Source organism: Chryseobacterium sp. AG844, assembly GCF_003182335.1.
In the GTDB taxonomy this organism is placed as follows: Bacteria; Bacteroidota; Bacteroidia; order Flavobacteriales; family Weeksellaceae; genus Chryseobacterium; species Chryseobacterium cupriresistens.
Genome location: NZ_QGTV01000004.1, coordinates 184715 through 205701 on the forward strand (window position 1 = coordinate 184715; position 20987 = coordinate 205701).

Sequence of the window (20987 nt, forward strand, 5' to 3'; positions counted from 1 at the left end):
AAATCTTATTTCATTTTTTTAATTAACTGAAAACCAAACAGGATAGATGAATAACGTTATTGTATTGTCAAAAGATTTCGCTGCCAATGAAAGTGCAGTGGTGGATATTAAATCCCGGGGATTTGTAAATCCATTGGGAGTTCTTACCTTTCAAAACAAAACAGGACAGTCTGCACAATTTCTATGGCAGGGAGATACATTCTATAACAGAGAAAATGCTGGATATTTTAAAGAAATAAATAACGACCTGGGAGTGAAGGTAAGCCATTATGAAGGCTTTATAACCGTTACCAATGGAGGAGGAAAACAATATCTGGAAGGAGCACTGAAACAATAATAAAATGTATACACTTTTATTTTCCGAACAGCATAATAAAAAAGGTCAAACAATATTGTCTGACCTTTTCTTATCTGAAGATTAGTTGATGGTTACTTTAATCACATTCTGTACAGCAGGAACAGGATATTGGATTCCTACTTTGGAAATACTCATGTTTTCACTTTGTGGAGTTCCGCCAAACAGCGCCTGGTGATTTCCCGCTCCCGGATATTGATCAATACCAGTTCCGGAATCAAATAATGAAGTTTTTGAACTAAGGTCTCCTTTAGTATTCGCATCAATATTTTGTTCATTGGCATAGAACCAGTCATTGGAAAATCCGAACATTGTTACGTAGGCAATTTTATCGCCCAGCTCAGCATTAAAACTTGTTGTTACTTTGCTTCCCGGTGCTACAGGAGCACTCCCCGCAACATATACACCTTTCACATCAGATAGAGATTTCAGACTATTTTGAAGCTTGGTTACGTTTCCGAACTGTGCAATGTCTTTCAGGCCTATTCCGCTGTCTGATTTTCCTAATTCATAAATTGGATTTTTATCCCCGCGGTAAACAACCACCAGGGCAGGAGAAAGCCCGGTCATAATTCCTGTGTTGGCGTTCAGTTTCGTTATCATTTTACTTATATTTCCCATTTGAGCAATATCTGTAATCTCAGGATTTGATAAAGCATCAGGAGTAAAAAACGGAGCACTGTTCAGCAGTTGAGAGCCGTTATAGTTGGAAACCGCCCATACACCTGGAGAAAAAGGAGTTTCGTTGGCCGTTCCGCCGGATGTATTGGTAATCGTGAGGGTAAATTCCGAACTTACATCATTGTAAGAGAGATTGAGCTTCATAAGCTGGGAAGCATTGACATTAGGAACCTGCATGACAGGCTTGCTTTCAGCTTGTCCGGTGGTATCATTTTTAGTTCCGTTATCCCATAACCGGACGCTTGAAGAAACATCTCCGGTAATAGCATTTCCATTGGCATCAAACAGTTTGATACCTGGCTGCTGCGAAGCAAAAAACCAGTCTTTTGAAGCTCCATACATGGTGGCAAACATTAAAGCCTGAGTTTTTCCTGCACTGAATGTAACAGAAACCGATTGTCCGGGCATAATCACAGGAGGGGTTCCTGTTCCCTGAAAACTTCCGCTTTGCACAAAATCTTTGGGAGTTACAACGTTTTTAAAAGTAATAGTTCTTTGAAAAGCCATATCCGTTATCATGCCATTATCCGAATCACGGCATGAAGAAAGAGTGAATGCAGCTAGAGTAGCTGCTGCTAAAACTGATGTTCTGAAAATAAACCTGTTCATAAAAGTAAATTTTTATAGTTATAATTGATATCTGTAACTATAGTCGGCTACTTTTTGTGATCCTGACAAAAAAATATTTTCTTAATTCAGTTTTTTTTCAGGTATAGTTTTTTAGAATGAAAAATAAAATCAATTATATTCCCTTTTTTCCGTCCAGAATCATCCGGATCATTTTTATCTTTCGGTTTTCTCTGGTTTCAGGTTTCCTGGCTTCCTCAATCCAGCGGATGTATTCCTTTCTGTGGGTGTAGCTCATTGCATCAAATAAGGCTTTTGCTCCCGGATTTTCTTTAAAAATAAGGGCAATATCATCTGCAATTTCAACCACTCTTTCCTCCTTGTCTTCAATAAGGGATACGGAAACCTCATCTCCGAAGGTTTTACCAAGTTGCTTTCTGATCTCCTGTGTCAAACCTAAAATATGACAGTCGGATTTCATTTTGGCAAGACTTCCGCGGTATTCAACTTTATCATCAAACAGGACTTTTATCTTTACCTGTCCTTTTTTGTGAAACAATTTCTCTGTAGAGAATGGAAATTCTACAAACGCAGCATTCATTGCTCCGTTCTGCTGGATAATGGCTGTAAATTCGATACGTTCAGGATTCATGATAAATATTTTAATAATCAAAAATAAAAAAACCGTGAAAGTAAATTTCACGGTTTCAAAAATATATCAGATAAGATGATTATTTTTTAACTTTCTTAGGCATTGTTGTAGTACCTGAATTTTTAGTTTTTGTATCCGCCGGAGTATTGGCATCTCTTACAAGCTTCAGCTCGTCAACTAATCTTCTTGCACCTGCAAACTTATCGATTGTCCAAAGAACAAAACGAACGTCTACGTTGATGGTTTTCTGCCATTCAGGCTCGAATACGATATCACCGCTTAATGCTTCGCTGTTTCCGTCAAAAGCGATACCGATAAGGTTACCGTCTCCGTCAATTACCGGAGAACCGGAGTTACCCCCTGTAATATCGTTGTTAGAAAGGAAGTTTACAGGCATATAACCTGCAGCATCAGCATACTGACCGAAATCTTTAAGGTTGTAAAGATCAATCACTCTTTGAGGAAGATCAAATTCTTCATCACCTTTCTTGTATTTTCCAACAAGACCAGTCATATCTGTATAGTAGTTATCCGTAATTCCGAAATAGTTTCTGTCATTTCTGATAGGTAATTTATCTACAGTACCGTAAGTTAATCTCATTGTCGAGTTAGCATCCGGGTAGAATTTTTTCTCAGGCATAGCTTTCATTAATCCCGCTAAGAACAGACGGTTGTTTTTTGCAAAGTTGTCATCTATTTTTACAAATCTGTCTGTGCTTATCTTTTGATCAGCAACAATTCCGTTAGCTGCTTTCCAAAGCGGGTCAGCATCAAGCTTCAATGCATCCGGGTTCAATAAGAAGTTCGTTGCAGAAGTCTTATTAGCGAAGATTGAAGAATATGCCAAATTAGAAACCGTTTTAGCATCCAGTCCTAAAATAGTAGCAGAAGCAACTTCCGGGTTTTTAACTCTTGCCTGGTAAAGGCTGGTCATAGCAGCAAGCATTTCTCCTTCCAAAGCTGGATTGAAGTTTTCATAAGCAGCTTTGATAGCCGCTTCTGTTTTAGCTTTCATCGCTAATCTTCCCTGCATATCCTGAGCAGCATATGCTTTAAGAGCAGATCCTACCTGAGCAGCAAGGGTAATATATTTTGCATTTCTTGTAAATTGAGTCGCATAGTTTCTTTCAACATTTCTATCAGAAACCTGCTTGTAGTAGATACCAATATCTTCTAAAACGCCATTGTACTGATCATTTCCTGGCATTGCAGCCCACTTATTGTAAGTTTCCTCAATCTTTTGTTTGTCAGAAATAGTTCCGTTTTTCTCTACGGCATCAATAGTTCCCTGTCTGTTTTTCCAGTAGTTAGCTACAGAAGCATATTGAGAAGCATAGTTAAGCTGAGTTGCCTTATCCTTGTCCATGTATTTTTTCATAACATCCATAGCCAGTTTAGAAGCTTCAACCCATGCCGGGTAATCTTTAGTTACCATCTGCTGAATTCCGTAAGAAGTCAGGTAACGGTTTGTTCTTCCAGGATATCCTAAGATCATTGAGAAGTCACCAGGCTTAATTCCTTTAAGAGAAACCGGAAGGAAATGCTTAGGCTTCAGCGGAGTATTGCTTGGAGAATATTCAGCAGGATTTCCTGCAGCATCAGCATACACTCTGAAAACGGTGAAGTCTGCAGTGTGTCTTGGCCATTCCCAGTTATCTGTATCTCCTCCGAATTTTCCTAATGATGAAGGCGGAGCACCTACCAATCTGATATCTTTATAATCCTGGTATACGAAATAGTAGAATTCATTTCCGTTGAAGAAATCTTTTACGACTACCGTATATTTTCCGTTTTCAGAGTTTTCTGTCTGAATAGCCTTAGTTTCAGCATCGATAGCAGCTTTTCTCTCTGCTCCGGTCATATTGTTGTTTAGCTTAGAATTGATTCTTTGCGTAGCATCATCCATTCTTACTAAAAATCTTACATAAAGATCCTTTGCATTGAACTCGTCTTTCTGTTTCATTGCCCAGAAACCGTTCTTCAAATAATCTTTTTCTGGTGTAGAAGCCGCAGCAACAGCACCGTAACCACAGTGGTGGTTGGTAAATATAAGTCCTTTATCCGAAACAATTTCCCCTGTACAGAAACCACCGAAACTTACGATAGCATCTTTTAAGCTTGAATTGTTCACTGAATAAATTTCTTCAGGCGTAAGATGCAGACCTTCTTTTTGCATATCAACACCGTTAAGTCTTTTGATGAGCATTAGCAGCCACATCCCCTCATCCGCCCTCATCTGGGCAAAGCCCAGTAAGAAAGTGAATAGTAGAAATAGTCTTTTCATTTTATAAAATAATTTTTGTGTTGCTAATTTACTAATTTTTACGAGATTCTGTCCCGGAATGGTATGAAAATGGGATGATAATCCGCATGAAAAAGATACTATTACCACTTTTTACAGCTTTACTTTTAGGAGTTGTTTTAAATTGTTCTTCAGTACCCGCCAAAGATCCCTTTCTTCAAAGGCAATGGATGCTGGTTTCTTTTGATGATTTTTCAAAAGACCAATTAATAGCCAATAAAGCCGAATTCAATCTGACAGCCAATAAGGTAAAGGGTAAAATTCAGGCGAGCTCTTATATGGGATGCAACCGGATGTCTTTTATGACTGAATTTAAAACAGGAGGAAAAGTGGAAATCTCAAAAGGAGTGAGTACCATGAAAGCCTGTCAGGATATGAATCTTGAAATGTCTTTTCAGAAGAAAATAGAAACGATGACTCATTATTCTATTGAAGGGCATTTTCTTACTTTATCCGATGATTATGGAAATTCAATGAAATTTGTAGCTGCTGATTGGGATTAATGATGCTCCCTTACCATACAAAAGTCCGCCTTGCAGCGGACTTCTTTGTTTGAAAAATCTAGTTTGGTTATCAGCTTTTTGAGGTTATTAGCCTTTGAGAGTTATTAGTTTTTGGGAATCGTTTTTTTTATTTCTTCCAGAGTTGCTGTGTTAGGCAGCCCGGTAACATTCATTTTTGTGTTCCTAGAATTTGTAGTATTGTGATATGCCTGTCTGTTGGGAATTGTTTTTTTAAGGTCTTCAAGACTAGCTGTGTTGGGAAGAAGCTTGCCTGAATTGTCTGCAGCTGCTTTGGTTTTGGATTCCTGTTTTTTTACTTCAAGGCTTTGATCAGAAGCAAGACCTGAGTTTACGGTTTTCTTTTCATTATTTTCCTTAGCTTCCTGCATGAGTTTAGCCTGCTGTTCCTGTGCCTGTTTTACAACCAATGTCTGATCTTCCTCTGTCGGAGCTGCCTTTTTATTTTCCTGCGCATAGATAATAGTGCTTAAAAATAATAACGGGATAATGTATGCTATTTTCATGACGGTTTATTTTATGTTGACTAATACTTGAATTTTTCCAATCTCTTTTTGGTCATAATCCTGAAGTGCTTTTCCGATTACCTGTCCTATTTTTACCTTTTTGATATCTGCTTTCATGGCAACACCTGCTTTAGATGAAGTTACCAAAAGGTCTCCTCTTTTTATTTTTCCGTTCTCAAGACATACCTTGGTCGGAATGACACCAATGACACCCATTGGAACTTTATCAGAAATATCAGTGTCAATATGTTCTTCTGTGAGAAGTACACCAGGTTTGGTAGCATATACACCTGCCACAAGACCAGAATAAGGTGTTGATGATTTTTCAACGGTTCTGTCTGCGCTGGTTGAGATGACCAGAATATCACCGGGTTCATACTGGGCAATACTTCCGTTTACATCAAACGCTTCAGCAACGTCAGCACCGCTGTTTTGAGTTCCGCCGTTAAAAAATCCACGTCCTGCAGAATTGATTCTTGCTACATTCACTGTACCCGGATTTCCGGACTTAAATAAAGCAATAGATCCGTTGCTGTGGGTTTCAACAGTAAGTGCTGGATTGGTATTGGCCGTATTGTAATTTACAAATCTTGCAGCTCGTCCTTGTCCAAAATTAGGAACCCAGGCATAGATAGCGTTTCCTGTTCCGTCTGCAGTTGTTTCTACACCATCTCCCGTGTTGGATGCATTGGCGGTGATACCATTACCGTTGCCATCTGCAATGGCAATCAAGGCAGGACCATTTCCTGCAGGATTGGATGCGTGGAAAAGGCCTGCGTATCCTCCGGTTCCGGAAGATACTCCATAAATTCCTGCTGTGCCGAAGTTGGCAAACTGTGAATTGACTTCTCCTCTTACTGCAGGAGAGGTTCCGGTCACTTTATCTACCTTGAAATTACCTGCAATACCGTTTCCAACAGTGGTTACAGTAATAACATCGCTGGTGTTTGATTCATTGAAAATATTAAATCGTCCGGCACGTCCTGTAGCAAAAGTAGGAACCCATGCATAAAGCGCATTTCCGGCACCGTCAATATTGGTTTCAACCCCATTGCCGTCTTTACCTGCATTGGCTGTAATGGCGTTACCGTTACCATCTGTCAAAGCGATCAGTGATGCTCCGTTTCCGGCAGGATTGGAAGCATAGAATAGCCCGGCTCGTCCTCCGGTTCCGGATGAAACACCAAAAATAGCGGCAGCACCAAAATTTCCAAAAATAGTATTGACTTCCCCTCTTACAGCAGCTCCAACACTATTGGTATTATTGAGTACAAAAGAAGCAGCATTCCCTTTGGTATTATCAGGGATGTTTCCATTTCCGTTAGATGCCACTTCAAAAGTATTAGCATCAGTATTTGTATTGTTGAAATTTTCAAATCTTCCCGCACGTCCGGTACTGTTATTTAAACCTACCTGACCGTAAACACCGATACCCGTTCCGGATGTATTGGTCGCTACAAATCCTCTTACTCCATATCCGCCTCCGTCATTACGGCCTACGACTGCTCCGGCAATATCACTGGTGGTTCTGCCCACTACAGCTTCACCACCACCGTTGTTATCACCTACAACACCGGCGGAAGTCTGTGCGGAAGTTATTCCATGCAGTCCAAATCCGGCTCCTGTAGAACTTCTGACTCCGGCTCCGTTTCCTGAAGTGGTAACATTGATAACCGTACCGTTTCCTACACTGGATGCACTGAGGGCAACATTATTATTCGCATTATTAAAGATTGAAATACTTGCGGGAATCCCGTTATTACTGGTAGCGGTAAGACCTGTTCCTGTATTACTGTTGGCGTAAACCCCGGTTCCGTTGGCGCTGGCATTACCATATACACCCAGCCCGTTCGGAGTAATTCCATATACTCCCCAGCCGCTTCCGGCCTGGCTTCCGTAAACCCCGACTCCAAGTCCTCCTGTACCATTGTTAATACCACGTACAGCACTGGAAAATCCACCGGGAGAAGCACTGTTTACAATTCCTCTTATTGCAGAAATATTGGATGTAGTAGTATTATTTACTCCCTCCAGGGAAGTACCATCTCCATCGTTGATCAATGAAAACAGAGCCGAAGCATTATTAACCGTTGTGCTGTAAGGAATGGCAAAGCTTCCGCCACCGCCTCCTGCAGATTTGGCATACATTGCATAAGGAACACTTAACAGCTGGCTGGTTCCTACTATGGTATAGCTGGTTCCTCCGGCAGGATCTGTTTCTGTTTTTAAGTAATAGCTTCCTGCAGGCCAGTTGATGGTAGCGAATGTTCCTGTAAGTACAGTTCCGGTTCCTATTTCAAGACTGATAAGCCCGTTGGCATTCGTATTTCCGGTGAGTCTTTCAGAGTAGACTGCGGCTCCGGCAGGAGATCCCTGTAATATGCTTGCTTTTACAGCAATGGCCTGATTGACTAAAAGTTGTCCGGATCCGTTTCTCATGACAGCCTGGTAGCTCATTTTTTCCGGAGCCTGAGAAAGTCCCATAAAGAAACCTATCAGAATCCAAAACAGTAATAATATTTTTTTCATGGCATTTTATTTTTTAATGATTTTAAAAGTTTTGATATTTTCCCCATTTTGGGTAATTCTGATAATGTACATAGCAGAAGGAAGTGAGGAGAAATTAAGCTCAGATTTTGATTGTGAAATCTTATCTTTTTTTACCAGCTTGCCCTGAGCATCAAATAGCTGATATTCTGACCCTTTAAAATTATTTGAAGTAAAATCCAAATACAGATAATCTTTAAAAGGATTAGGATATAACAAAATGTCTTTGAGTTCAGAGGAATTTTCCAGAGTGGTAAGTGTGATGATTTCGTAAGGCTGTTGAACACCTTCGAGAACTTGTCCTGTTCCTTTTTCGAGGTAGGTTGTCTGGCCCACACTGTAAGAAACAAAACCATTAGCTGCTGATGCATCCAGTCCGGTTGCCAAAACTGCAGATTGTGCGTGCAGTATGGGGATGGAAAAGACAGACAGAATAATACAGTAAATAGATATTCTTTCCATGGATAACAGTTTTGGTGATTAATAGATGTGTTTTCTTGGGGAATTTGGGAAGACTAAATTACCACCTATCTCCATTGATTGGCAGGAAAATAGACCAACGGCAGAAATAATCGACCAATGGCATTGGTGAATTATTATGATGTGTTTTTAAGGATTAAAAAAGGAAAGATTGTCCTTGTAAGTTCGGCCAATAGGAAGTTTTATACGATGTGGAAGTTCTATTTCGTGACAGCTTTTTCCGCGGATAAGATGACGTGGGACAGCATAGCTTCTGTGTATTCTGACAAAAGAATTAAAAAAACTTTTTTGCAGAAGATTTCCCAGCGAATGTAAAATACAATGATTTTTTTCAAGTGTGATGATTCTGGTGTAATCTTTCAGAGCTTCCAGGTAGAGAATATCTTTCATTTTAATCTGAAAAACATGACCACCTTCTTTTATTTTGATGCAGTTTTCTCCCACCATGGCATCATAGCATTCACATTTTTCTTTTACTTCAAAAAAATCAAAAAGCTTTTCCATGGAATAATGAAAGCGTTCTGCGGTAAGCGGTTTGGTAATAAAATCTAAAGTATTAATCTCAAAAGCGCCGGCAGCCAGTTCGGGATGAGAGCTTACGAAAATACAGGCAGGGATCTTATGGGCCAGCTTTCTGAACTCAAGACCGTTCATCCCCTTTAAATTGGTTTCGGTAATCAGGAGATCAACAGGAATGTCAAGATAGGGAACTGCCTTTTCAGCAGAGTCGAAAGTGGCAACAATTTCAATGTTTTGATATTGCCTGATATAATGCTGAAGAACCAGCCTGTCCAGTTCATCATCATCAATAATCATACATTTGATATGGGTAACCATGATATTCCGGAGATTAGTTTTTGATTTAAATAATTAAAAATCAGAAATTTATTATATAAAGTTATTGATTTTTTATAAATCATTCATCAGTAAACTTAAATTTATATTAAAATATGTTATTAAATAAAAATTGATTTTGTTTTTTTTCTGAAAAATATTAACTTGTAAAAATCATAAACATAGACAGAATTTAATGTTAGAAAAGAAAGAACATAACTATGAGAAAGCTGTCCTGGTGGGTGTTATTACCCAGAATCAGGATGAAGAAAAACTGACGGAGTATTTGGATGAACTTGAGTTTTTAGCTTTCACAGCAGGAGCAACCGTACAAAAGCGCTTTACCCAAAAATTAACTCAGCCTGATTCCAAAACCTTTATCGGTAGCGGAAAAGCCATCGAGATAAAAGAATATGTAAAAGAAAACGAGATCGGAACTGTAATTTTCGATGATGAACTCTCTCCTTCACAGCTTAAAAACCTGGAAAGGGAAATGGAGGTTAAAATCCTGGACCGTACCAATCTTATCCTTGATATTTTTGCCCAGAGAGCACAGACTTCTTATGCAAGAACTCAGGTGGAGCTGGCACAATACCAGTATCTTTTACCACGACTGACAAGAATGTGGACCCACCTTGAGCGTCAGAAAGGGGGAATCGGGATGAGAGGTCCCGGAGAAACGGAGATTGAAACTGACCGTCGTATTATCCGTGACAGAATTACATTGCTGAAAGAGAAACTGAAGACGATAGACAAGCAGATGGCTACCCAGCGTAACAACCGTGGGAAAGTGGTTCGTGCTGCTTTGGTAGGATATACCAACGTAGGGAAATCTACCCTGATGAATTCCATTTCAAAATCTGAAGTTTTTGCCGAAAATAAATTATTCGCTACGCTGGATACCACGGTAAGAAAAGTAGTAATTGGAAATTTACCGTTTTTGTTGACAGATACCGTTGGGTTTATCAGAAAACTTCCTACTCAGTTGGTAGAATCTTTTAAATCTACATTGGATGAGGTTCGTGAAGCTGATCTTTTGATTCATGTGGTGGATATTTCTCACGAAAGCTTTGAAGATCATATAGAATCTGTAAATCATATCCTGATGGAAATCAACGCTCATCAGAAGCCAATGATCATGGTTTTCAATAAAATTGACGATTTCAGCTATGAGAAAAAGGATGAAGATGATCTTACGCCTTCAACCCGTAAAAATATTTCTCTTGAGGAATGGAAAAAGACGTGGATGGCAAAGTCAAAGTATCCGACAGTTTTCATCTCTGCATTAACGAAAGAAAACTTCCCGGAAATGAAGAAAATGATCTATGATGAGGTCATGAAGATTCATATTTCCAGATTTCCATACAACGATTTTCTTTTCGAATATTTCGACAACGACGAAGAAGAAAGCAACAATTAATGAAGTATCACTTTTTCCTTTTATTCACCCTATTTTCGGTTTTTGGGTTCAGCCAGAAATCAAAAATTGATTTAAAAGCTATTGAGAAAAGTCTCAGGACTTCCGATTCTCCGTACAATTACGAGAAGCTTATTTTCAAATTTAAAGGATACCCAAAGTCTCTGGATAGTATAGAAGCTCAATATCTGTATTACGGAAGAAATTTTAGGAGCGATAAAATAAGCACATCGGGAGACAGCTTTAAAAGTCTTGTAGAAGCCTTTAAGCAAAATAATTTTGCAGACTGTATCAAGCAGGGAAAAGCTTTGTATGGTAAAGATCCTACCAACCTGGATATTCTGTTGATCCTTCTTAGGGCCTATGATTCGGTAAAAGATGGAAATAACTTTGTACACCATCTGAACCAGTTCCGTACCCTTACCGAAGGAATAAGAAGTTCCGGAGACGGAAAATCCGAGAAAACAGCCTATATCGTCAATTCGGTAGGAGATGAGTATATTCTGCTCAACATTCTGAATATTGGACAGGATTATACCAGGAGTTCAAAAGCTTCTAAAGATGCGATGTTTGATATATGGGAAAAGGACGGGAAGCAGATTTATATCAAAATACTCTATTTGGAACTCACCAATTAATCTTAAAATAAAAACACTTAGTGGAATTATATTATTCATTTTCAGCATTAATCGTATTAGCATCCATATTTGCCTATCTTAATTATAGGTTTTTAAAACTTCCGAGTACCATCGGAATTATGGTCATTGCCATTGTGGTTTCCATTTTTCTGGTCCTTTTCGGAGAAACGGTTCTTCCCAGAACTTTCGGACATCTTCATAACCTGATGAACGGAATTGATTTTACAGAAGTTCTGATGGGTGCCATGCTTAATTTTCTGCTCTTTGCAGGAGGAATTCATATTAATATTAATGACCTCAAAGAACAGTTCAGACCTGTAGTAATATTTTCCACAGTAGGGGTTGTGATTTCTACTTTTGTAGTAGGATTTGGAATGTTTTATCTGCTTCCTTATGTGGGTGTTAAACTTCCTTTTATCTACTGTCTTGTTTTCGGTGCCTTGATTTCTCCTACCGATCCGGTAGCGGTTCTGAGTGTTCTGAAGCAAGCCAATGTATCCAAATCACTGGAAACAAAAGTGGCCGGAGAGTCTCTTTTCAATGACGGTATGGCAGTTGTGGTCTTTACAGTGATTTTGCAGCTGGCGATCGGAAAAGAAGTGGATCTGAGTGTTGAAACGATAGGATTGCTTCTCCTTAAGGAAGCTGGTGGAGGTCTTTTACTCGGGGTTCTGTTAGGATGGGTTACTTCAAGATTGATGCGTGAAGTGGATGATTATATTATTTCCGTATTAGTAACGCTTTCAGTGGTAATGGGAGGTTATCTTATTGCCCGTCAGATGCATATCTCAGGACCATTGACTATGGTGGCGGCAGGATTATTTATGGGAAATTTCAACAGAAGTTTCAAAATGAAGTCTGTTACCCAGGATTATCTGATCAAATTCTGGGAATTGATTGATGAAATCCTGAATGCTGTATTATTCCTGTTTATTGGGTTTGAACTTTTGATGATTAAAGATCTCAGACATTTCATGATTCCGGGCTTAGTGGCCATTGTGGTAGTTTTGCTGGCAAGATTTATTTCGATCTGGGGACCTACAAAATTTACTTCCCTGAGAAGAAGTTTCAGTCCGCAAACGGTGAAAGTGCTTGTTTGGGGAGGAATTCGTGGCGGAGTTTCCATTGCATTGGCGATGTCTGTTCCTAAAAGTGAATACAGTGAAATTATTTTAAGTATTACCTATTGTGTTGTCGTATTCTCAATCATTGTTCAGGGACTTACCATTGCTAAAGTGGCCAATCCGAATAAGATCGCGAAAGAGGAAGAAGAACAGGAGAATATTGCAGTAGAGGAGAAAGTGTAGATCTGACAGCCAATTATAAATATGAGTATCGTTAAAGAAATACAGGAAGCCCTTGCTGTTTTATCCATTCCCGAAAAGGCAGAGTTTTTTCCGAGATTTTTCAAAACAGGAAAAGGAGAATATGGCGAAGGTGACTTGTTTCTGGGCGTAAAAGTTCCGGATCAACGTTCTGTGGCCAAAGAATATTACTCAAAAATAAGCTTAAAAGAACTCAGCTCATTACTTTCTTCAACATATCACGAGCATAGGCTGACAGCTCTTTTTATGCTGATTTTAAAATTTGAAAAAACAAAAGATAAGGCGATAAAAGAAGAGGTGGTCGCTTTTTATCTGGATCATCTTCCTTATATCAATAACTGGGATCTGGTAGATTCTACCTGCTATAAAATTTTAGGCAGATATGCTTATGAAAATCAGAAAGAAAGCCTTCTTAAGCAACTCTCGGAATCTGATGAGATGTGGCATAAAAGGATTGCTGTAGTGGGAACAATGCATTATATAAAAAAAGGATCATTTGATCTGACCAAAGAATTTGTCACCAGAAATCTTAAACACTCCCATGACCTGATGCATAAAGCAAATGGATGGCTGCTAAGAGAAATGGGAAATAAAAATGAAGGAGAACTGATCAGCTATCTGAATCTGCACTACAAAGAAATGCCCAGAACCTGTCTTCGGTATGCTATTGAAAAACTGGATGAAGATCTTCGCCAGGATTATCTTAAAGGGCGTGTTTAAAAAATGATATACGGAAGCAATACCGTATTTTCCCCTGAAAAAGTACCGGGAAACAGCTATTTATGCCCAAAAAATCAAAGATTATAAGGATGTAAGGCTAGAATTAAGTAATTTTGTGGTTTTAACCTGATCATGAAAAAAATATTAAAACTATTTCTACTTCTGCTTCCCCTGCTTTTTTTAACAAGCTGCTTCGATATCCTGGATAAGGTGAACGTAAAAGCTGATGGTACAGGAGAATATACTATTATTCTTAACGCCAGTAAGAGCAAGACAAGACTGGCTTCCATCTCAAAAATGGAAACCATCAACGGAAAAAAAGTTCCTAAAAAGTCAGAAATTGAAAATAAAATCAATGAAGCTGCCAGAATTTTTAAAGGAACTCCTGGAATCAGCAATGTGAAAACCTCCATGGATTTTGATAATTACATCATCAAACTGAGCTGTAATTTCAAAAAAATCGAAAATATCAATGCCGGTCTGGAAAAACTGAAAGCCCAGAAAATATTGGGTAAAATGGTTCCAACCCAGGTGTACAGCCAGAATCTTGAAAAAAAGACCTTGATAAGGAATAAAGTCAATACTTTCAAAGCTGACTATGACAAGATGAGTAAGGCGGACAAAGAGGTTTTTACTGATGCGAAATATACTTCCATTATGCAGTTTGAAACTCCAGTGAAATCACAATCGAATACTACTTATGTGCTTTCTCCCAACAAAAAGGCTCTTAAACTGGAAGCTGATATTCTGGACCTCATCCTTCAAAAAAAGCAAATTCAAAATACCATTCTTTTTCAATAAATTTCTAAACTATAGTCATGAAATCTATCTTATTAAAAACGCAAAAAATATTTTTCATACTCTTTGGCTTTACATTGGTTTTGGGCCAAAACAGTATGAAAATCCCTTCCGACGCTGTATTTTACATGGAAGTCAACGGAAAGCAGCTTAATAACAAAATCAACTGGGATAAACTGAACCCTTTGCTGCATGAGCTCAGCAAAAAGAGTAAAGAAAAGCTTTCGTGGACAGATTATTCCAAAACAGGAATTAAATACGATGCTGTCCAATACCATTACGCAAGTTTTAATGATTCTATTAAGACCTACAATACTCATTTTATCATTGATAATAAAGAAAAGTTTCAGGAGTTCATTAATTCTGTGAAGAAAAAAGGACAGGAAGTTTCCAGCAGAAAGAACTATTCTTACGTAGATATCAATGATGATGTTTTTGTGGCTTGGAACGGGAGCCGTGCTGTTCTCAGTATGATCAGCTATACCAAACCTTATAAGGATCTTTGGGCAGAAGAAGCAGTTACAGACAGTACAGCAGTTGCGGTGGTGGACTCCGCTTACGCAGAGCCGGGAGATACAGTGTATACCGAAGAACCGGAAAAACCTTTCGATTATAAAGAAGAAATTAAAAGTCTGAAAGAAGATATCAAATATCTGAAAGAAAGTATTAAAGAAAACAACAACGAGATTGCAAGAATCCAGAAAGATATCAAATACCTGGAAAAACATCATAAATATCCTGCAGAGAAGGAAAGTGCTGAGAATTCTGAAAATGGAGAGGAAATGCCTGATGCGGAATATGATGAGGAAGAAGATAAAGCCTATCAGAAAGAGCAGGACTCTATCAGGAGAGAAAACTTTAAGGTGGTTAAAAAGAACGCTGAAGATCGTTTCGACCAATATTTCAGTTCAAATTTAGAGATTGAAGTTCCTAAAGAAATGCTTTCATTCAGAGATGCCAATTCCGATGTTTTTGTGTACACAGACTATGGAAGAATTGTAAATGAAGGGATCTATGGAAAAATGACGAAGTATTATGGCTACGGACAGTTTTTCAAAAACATGTACAATTCCAATTATGTATACAATCTGTATTTCGATAAAGATAAAGTAAGACTTGTCAATAATTATCAGCACAAAAATGCTGACATTCAAAAGAATATTTCTGCCATTTATAAAGGGAAGAAAAACAAAAAACTGCTGGAGCTGATCAATGAAAAAAGTGTAGGTTACTATGCCATGAATGTGAATGGGGCAAAATGTTTCGACATGATGTACAGCCTTCTTCAGAATTCCGGGGAAAATGAATACAAAAAAGAAATGGAGCTGATCATGGAAACTATGAAGATAGTACTGGATGAAGAAGCCATTGCCAAAATTGCCCCTGGAAACGGAATCTTTGTTTTGAATGAATTAAAATCCAAAACCGTAGAATACACCGATTATGAATACGATGCTGATTTCAATGAAAAAGAAGTAAAGAAAACCAAAGAAATCGCTGTTCCTAACTTCACTTTCGCTTTTGCAACAGAGAACGAAGGCTATTGGAATCGTATTTTTGATATGCTGACCACCAATAAAAAGTTTTCTGAAAGATTCTCTAAAAAAGGAAATGTGTACACCTTTAAGGAAGAAAAAAACGGCGGTTATGTTGATCAGTTATTCTTTACTGTGAAAGATGGGGTGGTGTACTTAATGAGTGCTGCAGATAATAATTTACCGGTAAACCAATCTGATATTTCCAGAAAATGGGCAAAAGACTCTGCTAAATATCCTTTATCCGGCAGATTGGATATCAAGAAACTTTTAACAGGATTAGACAAAGAATTCAAAACTCCGAAAGAAAGAAAAACATTAGAGGCGATCAAAAAAAATGTAGGAGAGTTGTATTATAAAACGGAAGTAAAAGGAGAAAGTATCCAGACTGAAATGAACTATAACATCAAAGATTCTTCGGAAAACAGCTTAATGTATTTCTTTGATATATTCGATCAGGTTTTTAAAGCTAAAGAAACAGAAAAGAAGCCTCAAATTTTATAGATGAACAAAAAAAAGATTATTGTCCCGTTATTTTTATTGCTGGCTGTTGCAGTATATTTTATAGCTTTTCACAAAAATAAAAGTCTTCAATATATTCCTGATAATGCAGATGCAGTGATCTTAATCGACACAAAGAAATTAACGGGACAATACCTCTTCAGTTTAGCAACCCATCCTTCAAAATGGTTCGGAAGCAAAGCAAAGAGTAAAACCTCCGGTTCACTGAAAGATTCAGGAATCAGAATTCCGGATTTTCTACAGATATTTCATATTAAAGACACTAAATTTTCAGAATGGTACAGTGTTTTAGAGCTTAAAGATTCGCAAAAATTCATTACCTATTTAAAGAAACAAAACTTTGTGGCCAAAGGAAATAACCTTTTTCAGAAAGATCAGTTTTTCTTTATGATCAATGGGAACCATTGCATTGTAGGAACGTCTGACCTTGCTTTTGGAACCATTCAGAAAAAACTTCTCCACCAATCCGGACATCCTGTTTGGGAGGCAGGCCGTTTTATTCAAAATACAGTGGGAAGCATTTCATTCATTTCAGGGCAGAAAATCCAAACCTTTTCCATTAAGCTAAATGAGGATGAAATTGAAATCAATAATAATTCAAATCCGGAGATTTTTAATACGATTGCTTCAAAAGCTGAGAAAGGAAATCATTTTCTGGAACTTGAATTAGACAAAGAAAACATCAGGAATTTTACCCGTTTTTTCAAAAAAAGTATACCAGATTCTTCACAGATAACATCTTTAAAGGCTGCTGCAGATCTTAGACAGATCAATGATACCATCGTCACGTATGAATATGATGATAATTTTAATGAAGTTGAAAAAAAGACGGTTCAAAAGATTACCCAGCCCGGCTATATGATCGATATTCTGAGTAATGATCCTGAGAAAACCTGGCAGTATTTCCAGTCCGAAAAATGGATCAACAACGAAAATCAATTCACTGCAATTCCCTTTCAACCTAACAAAATCACGTCAAATAATAAAGGAGTTACGATAAAATCAACCCGGAATCCGATATCATTATCCAGCCGGTTAAAGCAAAATTATATTATGATCAGAAATAATGCTTTGCTGTATTCTTCTTTGAAAATGCTGAGTGCCAGTGAAAAAAAGATCATATCGGATATAGATTATGTATTCTATGGAAATCAGTCTGATCATTATTGGCTAAAAATAAAAGCGAAGAAAGGAGAATTACCCCTAATTTTACGGTGGTAAGCATAGAAACCGAATAAAATTTTCTTAAATGGCTCCATCAGATATCGCATTGCTCAAAACTTTTACGCATTATTTTTTGCATCTTGTTTTTCCGGTCTTTATTGCATTGATTTTTTATCGGAAAAACTGGAAAAAGGCATATTTTATTCTTCTTGCTACCATGCTGGTAGATCTTGACCATCTTTTTGCCAATCCAATTTTTGATCCTTCAAGAGGAAGCATAGGATTTCATTTCCTACATTCTTATTATGCCATTGCGGTGTATTTTTTGCTGCTGTTCTTTAAAGGAAATATCAGGATCATAGGAATTGGGCTTCTGTTCCATATGTTCACAGATTATCAGGATTTTAACTTCTGGCCTCATTAAAATATTATTAATATTTTCTTTTAATATTGAAATTATTATAGATTTTTTGTATTTTGTAGTCACGATATGAGACTAAGAGAACTTTTACATTATACCTATATTTTTCCTATTCTGGCAGTAGGATACTACTTTTCCGGTTTGATGGGAAGTGGTGTTCTTTATGATGTGCTTGCCGGTGTTTTATTAATTGGAAGTGTTTTATCTGCAGTACATCATGCTGAAGTGGTAGCTCATAAAGTAGGAGAGCCTTTCGGAACGATTATCCTGGCTCTTTGTATCACCATTATTGAAGTGGCACTTATCATCTCGCTGATGGTTGCCGGCGGAGATCAGGCGATCACGCTGGCCAGAGATACCGTTTTTGCTGCCGTAATGCTTATTCTTAATGGAATTCTGGGGATATGTATTCTGGTAGGCGGCGTTAAATATCACGAGCAGTTCTTTGCAAGGACTTCAGCAACTACTTATCTGGTGAGTATTGTTTCCATCCTGGTACTTACCCTTGTTCTTCCCAATTTTACATCAAGTGTCAACGGACCTTTCTATAACGAAGCACAGCTTATTTTTATATCCATTGCGTGTCTTGCCATTTACGGGGTTTTCCTGATGGTGCAGACCGTTCGCCACAGAAGCTACTTTATTGTTCCTGATGAGCATCCTGAGGAACATTATATTCCTTCGTTATCAAAAACCCTTATCAGCTTTATTTTTCTGGTAATTTGTCTTGTTATTGTCGTGCTGATGGCGAAAGGGTTATCCGATACCATAGAAGGAATGGTACAAAGCCTTGGAGCTCCGAAATCCCTGGTTGGGGTAATTATTGCTGCCGTGGTTCTCCTCCCGGAAGGGGTTGCAGCGATCCGTGCGGCAAGAGCCAATCAAATCCAGTCCAGCTTAAATCTGGCATTGGGATCTGCACTGGCAAGTATCGGTCTTACTATTCCTGCGGTTTCAGTAGTGTGCATCATGTACAATATTCCACTTGTATTAGGATTGGATAAAAAAGACATTATTCTGCTTTCTTTATCTGTATTTATCGTAATGCTTTCATTGAGCCGGGGTAAGACAAACATCCTTTACGGAACCGTTCTTTTGGTGAATCTGGCAGCCTATATCTTTACAGTGATTGTTCCATAAAAAGAAAAAGTACAAAATTACATATCTGTTTATCTGTAAAAGAAATCCAGGAAGTTAACCTCGATATCTATATCCCGTACCCCGAATCCCATATCACTACAACCTTCTCGCCAGCTCCATTTTGAAAGCCATCAGTTTTGCTATATTCTCTGACTTGTACATCGCCATGTCAGCATTTTCCCCTACGAAGTTTTCCTCAATAGTGCTGCGCCAAAGTTCCAGCCATCGGTCAAAATGTTTCTGTTCCATAGCCTGTATCTCGTTAATCGGGAAGTGTACACCCATTGGATTTCCTTTATAAGTCATCTGTCCGAAAAGGATAGACTCCCAGAAAGAATACATTTTAGGAAGATGCTGATCCCAGTCTACCTTAGCGATATCATTAAAAAAGAAACCAATGGTTTCATCTTTAACAACTTTGTTGTAAAATGAATTGACAAGGTGCTCAATGTCTTCTCTTGATTCAAGCTTTTTCATAGTTCAAATTTAGTATAATTCGTATTAAGAATTCCATTCCCGAAATTGATAAATTTCATATTAACAGTGTTTTAGAGTAAAATATGATACGATAAGAAGAAAAATTGGGAAAGATTAAAATTTGATTAATTCTCAAAAAAAGACTTTAAAAGAATTCGTTTTTTGTAAATTTAATTATTAAACACTAAAAAAATTATTAAAATGATCAAAAAAATCAATTCTATTTGTATTCTCTTATTGATGTTTTCGGTATCATGTTCAAGGGATGAAGTGAGTGCTATTAATGATGATTCGGAAAAAGTAAATTATTCTGAAGTAAACAAATCACAGATGACTGAGGCAGAGATGCTTCAGCAGGGTTGGAAAATTGTAGATGAGTTTAAATTACCAGGGAATAATAGTTTGGGTGCCAGCTATAGTTCGCCAAATGAAGAGCGTGAAATCCCTTTCAAGGCAAATCACCTGAAAGATATGGGATATGATGTAAGTTATTCGGGAGAAAGAACACGGTTGAAAAACGTTTTTGCTTATTCCGGCCAGGTTCCGGATGGAATTATATTTAATCCAGACCTTTCTGTAGATGGAGATGCCCGGAATACAGCTCCAAACCCTAATGTTTCCATTGTTTTGGGAACTCCTGAGGTAACCATAAAAACAGACGGTGCAGATCTACCGGACAATGCCTATACTACGGAGGCAATTAACAATGGCGACAGAGAAAGTGAAATTACCGTAACGTATTCTTATAAAAAAGGATATTCTACTTCCTGGAAACGTACTGTATCGGGCTCATTTGAAGTGGCAGCTTCAGTATCCGTTGATATTCCGTTGGTTGCAAAAGCTTCAGCAAGCACAAAAGTTGTGGTGGGAGGAGATACAACGGAAGGTACGGAAAATTCTGAAGAAATTACCGAAACCAGCAGCTACAAGACCATTGTGCCCGCTCATTCTAAAAAAACAATTTCTGTCCTTACAAAATTGAAGGGATCATCCGTTGAATACTTTGTACCGATGAAATTAAAAGGAAGATTACAGGCGAACTTTCCTTCTTCCGTAGATGGCCATTATTATTGGGCTTTTCCTATCGAAAGCTTTCCAGATTTTCTTACCAATATACATGGAGAGTCAGGAATCGTAAAATCTGTCAGCAATGTAAGTGTTACGGTAATGGAATCACCTGCGCAAAGGATTTAAAAGTACTTTAATATACATTAAAAAAACAGCAGAAATTCTGAATGTCTGCTGTTTTTTGTGTTTTGTTATCTGGGCAAAGTTCAATTAAACCACTGAGAAAGCCATCTGCCATCTGAATAGTAAAGTTTAAAAATGATTACTAAAAAGCATTGATGTCTTAATGGATTCTATTCTTAACTTTGCTTTTTAAA

The 20987-nt window shown here is 37.9% G+C and carries 20 protein-coding genes; 12 read left to right on the top strand and 8 right to left on the bottom strand.

Annotated elements, in window-relative coordinates; all coding sequences use genetic code 11:
* Positions 1-46: 46 nt before the first annotated feature.
* The gene (locus tag DEU40_RS06435) at positions 47-337 is read left to right on the top strand and encodes a hypothetical protein (RefSeq protein ID WP_110009075.1); all 291 of its coding nucleotides are present in this window, start codon (positions 47-49) and stop codon (positions 335-337) included.
* Between the two features lie 81 nt (positions 338-418).
* Here DEU40_RS06435 and DEU40_RS06440 read toward each other — a convergent pair whose 3' ends face one another.
* The 3 genes from DEU40_RS06440 to DEU40_RS06450 form a co-directional block, all read right to left on the bottom strand.
* Positions 419-1645 (bottom strand): spondin domain-containing protein, encoded by a 1227-nt coding sequence (locus DEU40_RS06440; protein ID WP_110009076.1) that lies wholly within the window; start codon positions 1643-1645, stop codon positions 419-421.
* 133 nt (positions 1646-1778) lie between these two features.
* Complete coding sequence (locus tag DEU40_RS06445; RefSeq protein ID WP_110009077.1) at positions 1779-2255, bottom strand: YdeI/OmpD-associated family protein; 477 nt, start codon at positions 2253-2255, stop codon at positions 1779-1781.
* Positions 2256-2334: 79 nt separating this feature from the next.
* The gene (locus DEU40_RS06450; protein ID WP_110009078.1) at positions 2335-4539 is read right to left on the bottom strand and encodes a S46 family peptidase; all 2205 of its coding nucleotides are present in this window, start codon (positions 4537-4539) and stop codon (positions 2335-2337) included.
* A gap of 86 nt (positions 4540-4625) precedes the next feature.
* On the opposite strand from DEU40_RS06450, the gene DEU40_RS06455 reads away from it, so the two are divergent.
* The gene (locus DEU40_RS06455) at positions 4626-5060 is read left to right on the top strand and encodes an META domain-containing protein (RefSeq protein WP_110009148.1); all 435 of its coding nucleotides are present in this window, start codon (positions 4626-4628) and stop codon (positions 5058-5060) included.
* A gap of 104 nt (positions 5061-5164) precedes the next feature.
* Here DEU40_RS06455 and DEU40_RS06460 read toward each other — a convergent pair whose 3' ends face one another.
* The 4 genes from DEU40_RS06460 to DEU40_RS06475 form a co-directional block, all read right to left on the bottom strand.
* Positions 5165-5584: a hypothetical protein gene (locus DEU40_RS06460; protein ID WP_110009079.1), complete on the bottom strand. Its 420-nt coding sequence runs from the start codon at positions 5582-5584 to the stop codon at positions 5165-5167.
* A gap of 6 nt (positions 5585-5590) precedes the next feature.
* On the bottom strand, positions 5591-8113 hold the full coding sequence (locus DEU40_RS06465; protein WP_110009080.1) for a beta strand repeat-containing protein: 2523 nt from the start codon (positions 8111-8113) through the stop codon (positions 5591-5593).
* Positions 8114-8119: 6 nt separating this feature from the next.
* Positions 8120-8593 (bottom strand): T9SS type A sorting domain-containing protein, encoded by a 474-nt coding sequence (locus DEU40_RS06470; RefSeq protein ID WP_110009081.1) that lies wholly within the window; start codon positions 8591-8593, stop codon positions 8120-8122.
* Between the two features lie 147 nt (positions 8594-8740).
* Positions 8741-9448 carry a LytR/AlgR family response regulator transcription factor gene (locus tag DEU40_RS06475; RefSeq protein ID WP_228406453.1) on the bottom strand — a complete coding sequence of 236 codons (708 nt, stop codon included), beginning with the start codon at positions 9446-9448 and terminating at the stop codon, positions 8741-8743.
* Positions 9449-9641: 193 nt separating this feature from the next.
* Between DEU40_RS06475 and hflX the strand changes: the two genes are divergently transcribed.
* From hflX to DEU40_RS06520, 9 genes are all read left to right on the top strand, one after another.
* Positions 9642-10865: a GTPase HflX gene (gene hflX / locus DEU40_RS06480; RefSeq protein WP_062673053.1), complete on the top strand. Its 1224-nt coding sequence runs from the start codon at positions 9642-9644 to the stop codon at positions 10863-10865.
* Positions 10865-11500, top strand: a complete 636-nt coding sequence (locus DEU40_RS06485) for a DUF4919 domain-containing protein (protein ID WP_110009082.1) — start codon at positions 10865-10867, stop codon at positions 11498-11500. The genes hflX and DEU40_RS06485 overlap by 1 nt, the downstream gene beginning before the upstream one ends.
* A 20-nt stretch (positions 11501-11520) precedes the next feature.
* Positions 11521-12807 carry a cation:proton antiporter gene (locus tag DEU40_RS06490; RefSeq protein WP_110009083.1) on the top strand — a complete coding sequence of 429 codons (1287 nt, stop codon included), beginning with the start codon at positions 11521-11523 and terminating at the stop codon, positions 12805-12807.
* A gap of 21 nt (positions 12808-12828) precedes the next feature.
* A complete protein-coding gene (locus DEU40_RS06495) occupies positions 12829-13545 on the top strand; it encodes a DNA alkylation repair protein (protein WP_110009084.1) in 717 nt (238 codons plus the stop codon).
* Between the two features lie 132 nt (positions 13546-13677).
* Positions 13678-14346, top strand: a complete 669-nt coding sequence (locus DEU40_RS06500) for a hypothetical protein (protein WP_110009085.1) — start codon at positions 13678-13680, stop codon at positions 14344-14346.
* A gap of 95 nt (positions 14347-14441) precedes the next feature.
* A complete protein-coding gene (locus tag DEU40_RS06505) occupies positions 14442-16382 on the top strand; it encodes a hypothetical protein (RefSeq protein ID WP_228406454.1) in 1941 nt (646 codons plus the stop codon).
* Complete coding sequence (locus DEU40_RS06510) at positions 16383-17621, top strand: hypothetical protein (RefSeq protein WP_110009087.1); 1239 nt, start codon at positions 16383-16385, stop codon at positions 17619-17621.
* Between the two features lie 28 nt (positions 17622-17649).
* On the top strand, positions 17650-17988 hold the full coding sequence (locus DEU40_RS06515) for a DUF6122 family protein (RefSeq protein WP_047376129.1): 339 nt from the start codon (positions 17650-17652) through the stop codon (positions 17986-17988).
* Between the two features lie 66 nt (positions 17989-18054).
* A complete protein-coding gene (locus tag DEU40_RS06520) occupies positions 18055-19125 on the top strand; it encodes a calcium:proton antiporter (protein WP_110009088.1) in 1071 nt (356 codons plus the stop codon).
* A 96-nt stretch (positions 19126-19221) separates the two neighbouring features.
* Here DEU40_RS06520 and DEU40_RS06525 read toward each other — a convergent pair whose 3' ends face one another.
* The gene (locus DEU40_RS06525) at positions 19222-19602 is read right to left on the bottom strand and encodes a group III truncated hemoglobin (protein WP_110009089.1); all 381 of its coding nucleotides are present in this window, start codon (positions 19600-19602) and stop codon (positions 19222-19224) included.
* A gap of 201 nt (positions 19603-19803) precedes the next feature.
* On the opposite strand from DEU40_RS06525, the gene DEU40_RS06530 reads away from it, so the two are divergent.
* A complete protein-coding gene (locus DEU40_RS06530; RefSeq protein WP_110009090.1) occupies positions 19804-20796 on the top strand; it encodes a hypothetical protein in 993 nt (330 codons plus the stop codon).
* The last annotated feature ends 191 nt before the right edge of the window (positions 20797-20987 follow it).

What these genes read in the sequence shown, in the direction of transcription:
- DEU40_RS06435 (WP_110009075.1), top strand. Translation starts at nt 47, where the DNA reads ATGAATAACGTTATTGTATTGTCAAAAGATTTCGCTGCCAATGAAAGT.
- DEU40_RS06440 (WP_110009076.1), bottom strand. Translation starts at nt 1,645, where the DNA reads ATGAACAGGTTTATTTTCAGAACATCAGTTTTAGCAGCAGCTACTCTA.
- DEU40_RS06445 (WP_110009077.1), bottom strand. Translation starts at nt 2,255, where the DNA reads ATGAATCCTGAACGTATCGAATTTACAGCCATTATCCAGCAGAACGGA.
- DEU40_RS06450 (WP_110009078.1), bottom strand. Translation starts at nt 4,539, where the DNA reads ATGAAAAGACTATTTCTACTATTCACTTTCTTACTGGGCTTTGCCCAG.
- DEU40_RS06455 (WP_110009148.1), top strand. Translation starts at nt 4,626, where the DNA reads ATGAAAAAGATACTATTACCACTTTTTACAGCTTTACTTTTAGGAGTT.
- DEU40_RS06460 (WP_110009079.1), bottom strand. Translation starts at nt 5,584, where the DNA reads ATGAAAATAGCATACATTATCCCGTTATTATTTTTAAGCACTATTATC.
- DEU40_RS06465 (WP_110009080.1), bottom strand. Translation starts at nt 8,113, where the DNA reads ATGAAAAAAATATTATTACTGTTTTGGATTCTGATAGGTTTCTTTATG.
- DEU40_RS06470 (WP_110009081.1), bottom strand. Translation starts at nt 8,593, where the DNA reads ATGGAAAGAATATCTATTTACTGTATTATTCTGTCTGTCTTTTCCATC.
- DEU40_RS06475 (WP_228406453.1), bottom strand. Translation starts at nt 9,448, where the DNA reads ATGGTTACCCATATCAAATGTATGATTATTGATGATGATGAACTGGAC.
- hflX (WP_062673053.1), top strand. Translation starts at nt 9,642, where the DNA reads ATGTTAGAAAAGAAAGAACATAACTATGAGAAAGCTGTCCTGGTGGGT.
- DEU40_RS06485 (WP_110009082.1), top strand. Translation starts at nt 10,865, where the DNA reads ATGAAGTATCACTTTTTCCTTTTATTCACCCTATTTTCGGTTTTTGGG.
- DEU40_RS06495 (WP_110009084.1), top strand. Translation starts at nt 12,829, where the DNA reads ATGAGTATCGTTAAAGAAATACAGGAAGCCCTTGCTGTTTTATCCATT.
- DEU40_RS06500 (WP_110009085.1), top strand. Translation starts at nt 13,678, where the DNA reads ATGAAAAAAATATTAAAACTATTTCTACTTCTGCTTCCCCTGCTTTTT.
- DEU40_RS06505 (WP_228406454.1), top strand. Translation starts at nt 14,442, where the DNA reads ATGAAAATCCCTTCCGACGCTGTATTTTACATGGAAGTCAACGGAAAG.
- DEU40_RS06510 (WP_110009087.1), top strand. Translation starts at nt 16,383, where the DNA reads ATGAACAAAAAAAAGATTATTGTCCCGTTATTTTTATTGCTGGCTGTT.
- DEU40_RS06515 (WP_047376129.1), top strand. Translation starts at nt 17,650, where the DNA reads ATGGCTCCATCAGATATCGCATTGCTCAAAACTTTTACGCATTATTTT.
- DEU40_RS06520 (WP_110009088.1), top strand. Translation starts at nt 18,055, where the DNA reads ATGAGACTAAGAGAACTTTTACATTATACCTATATTTTTCCTATTCTG.
- DEU40_RS06525 (WP_110009089.1), bottom strand. Translation starts at nt 19,602, where the DNA reads ATGAAAAAGCTTGAATCAAGAGAAGACATTGAGCACCTTGTCAATTCA.
- DEU40_RS06530 (WP_110009090.1), top strand. Translation starts at nt 19,804, where the DNA reads ATGATCAAAAAAATCAATTCTATTTGTATTCTCTTATTGATGTTTTCG.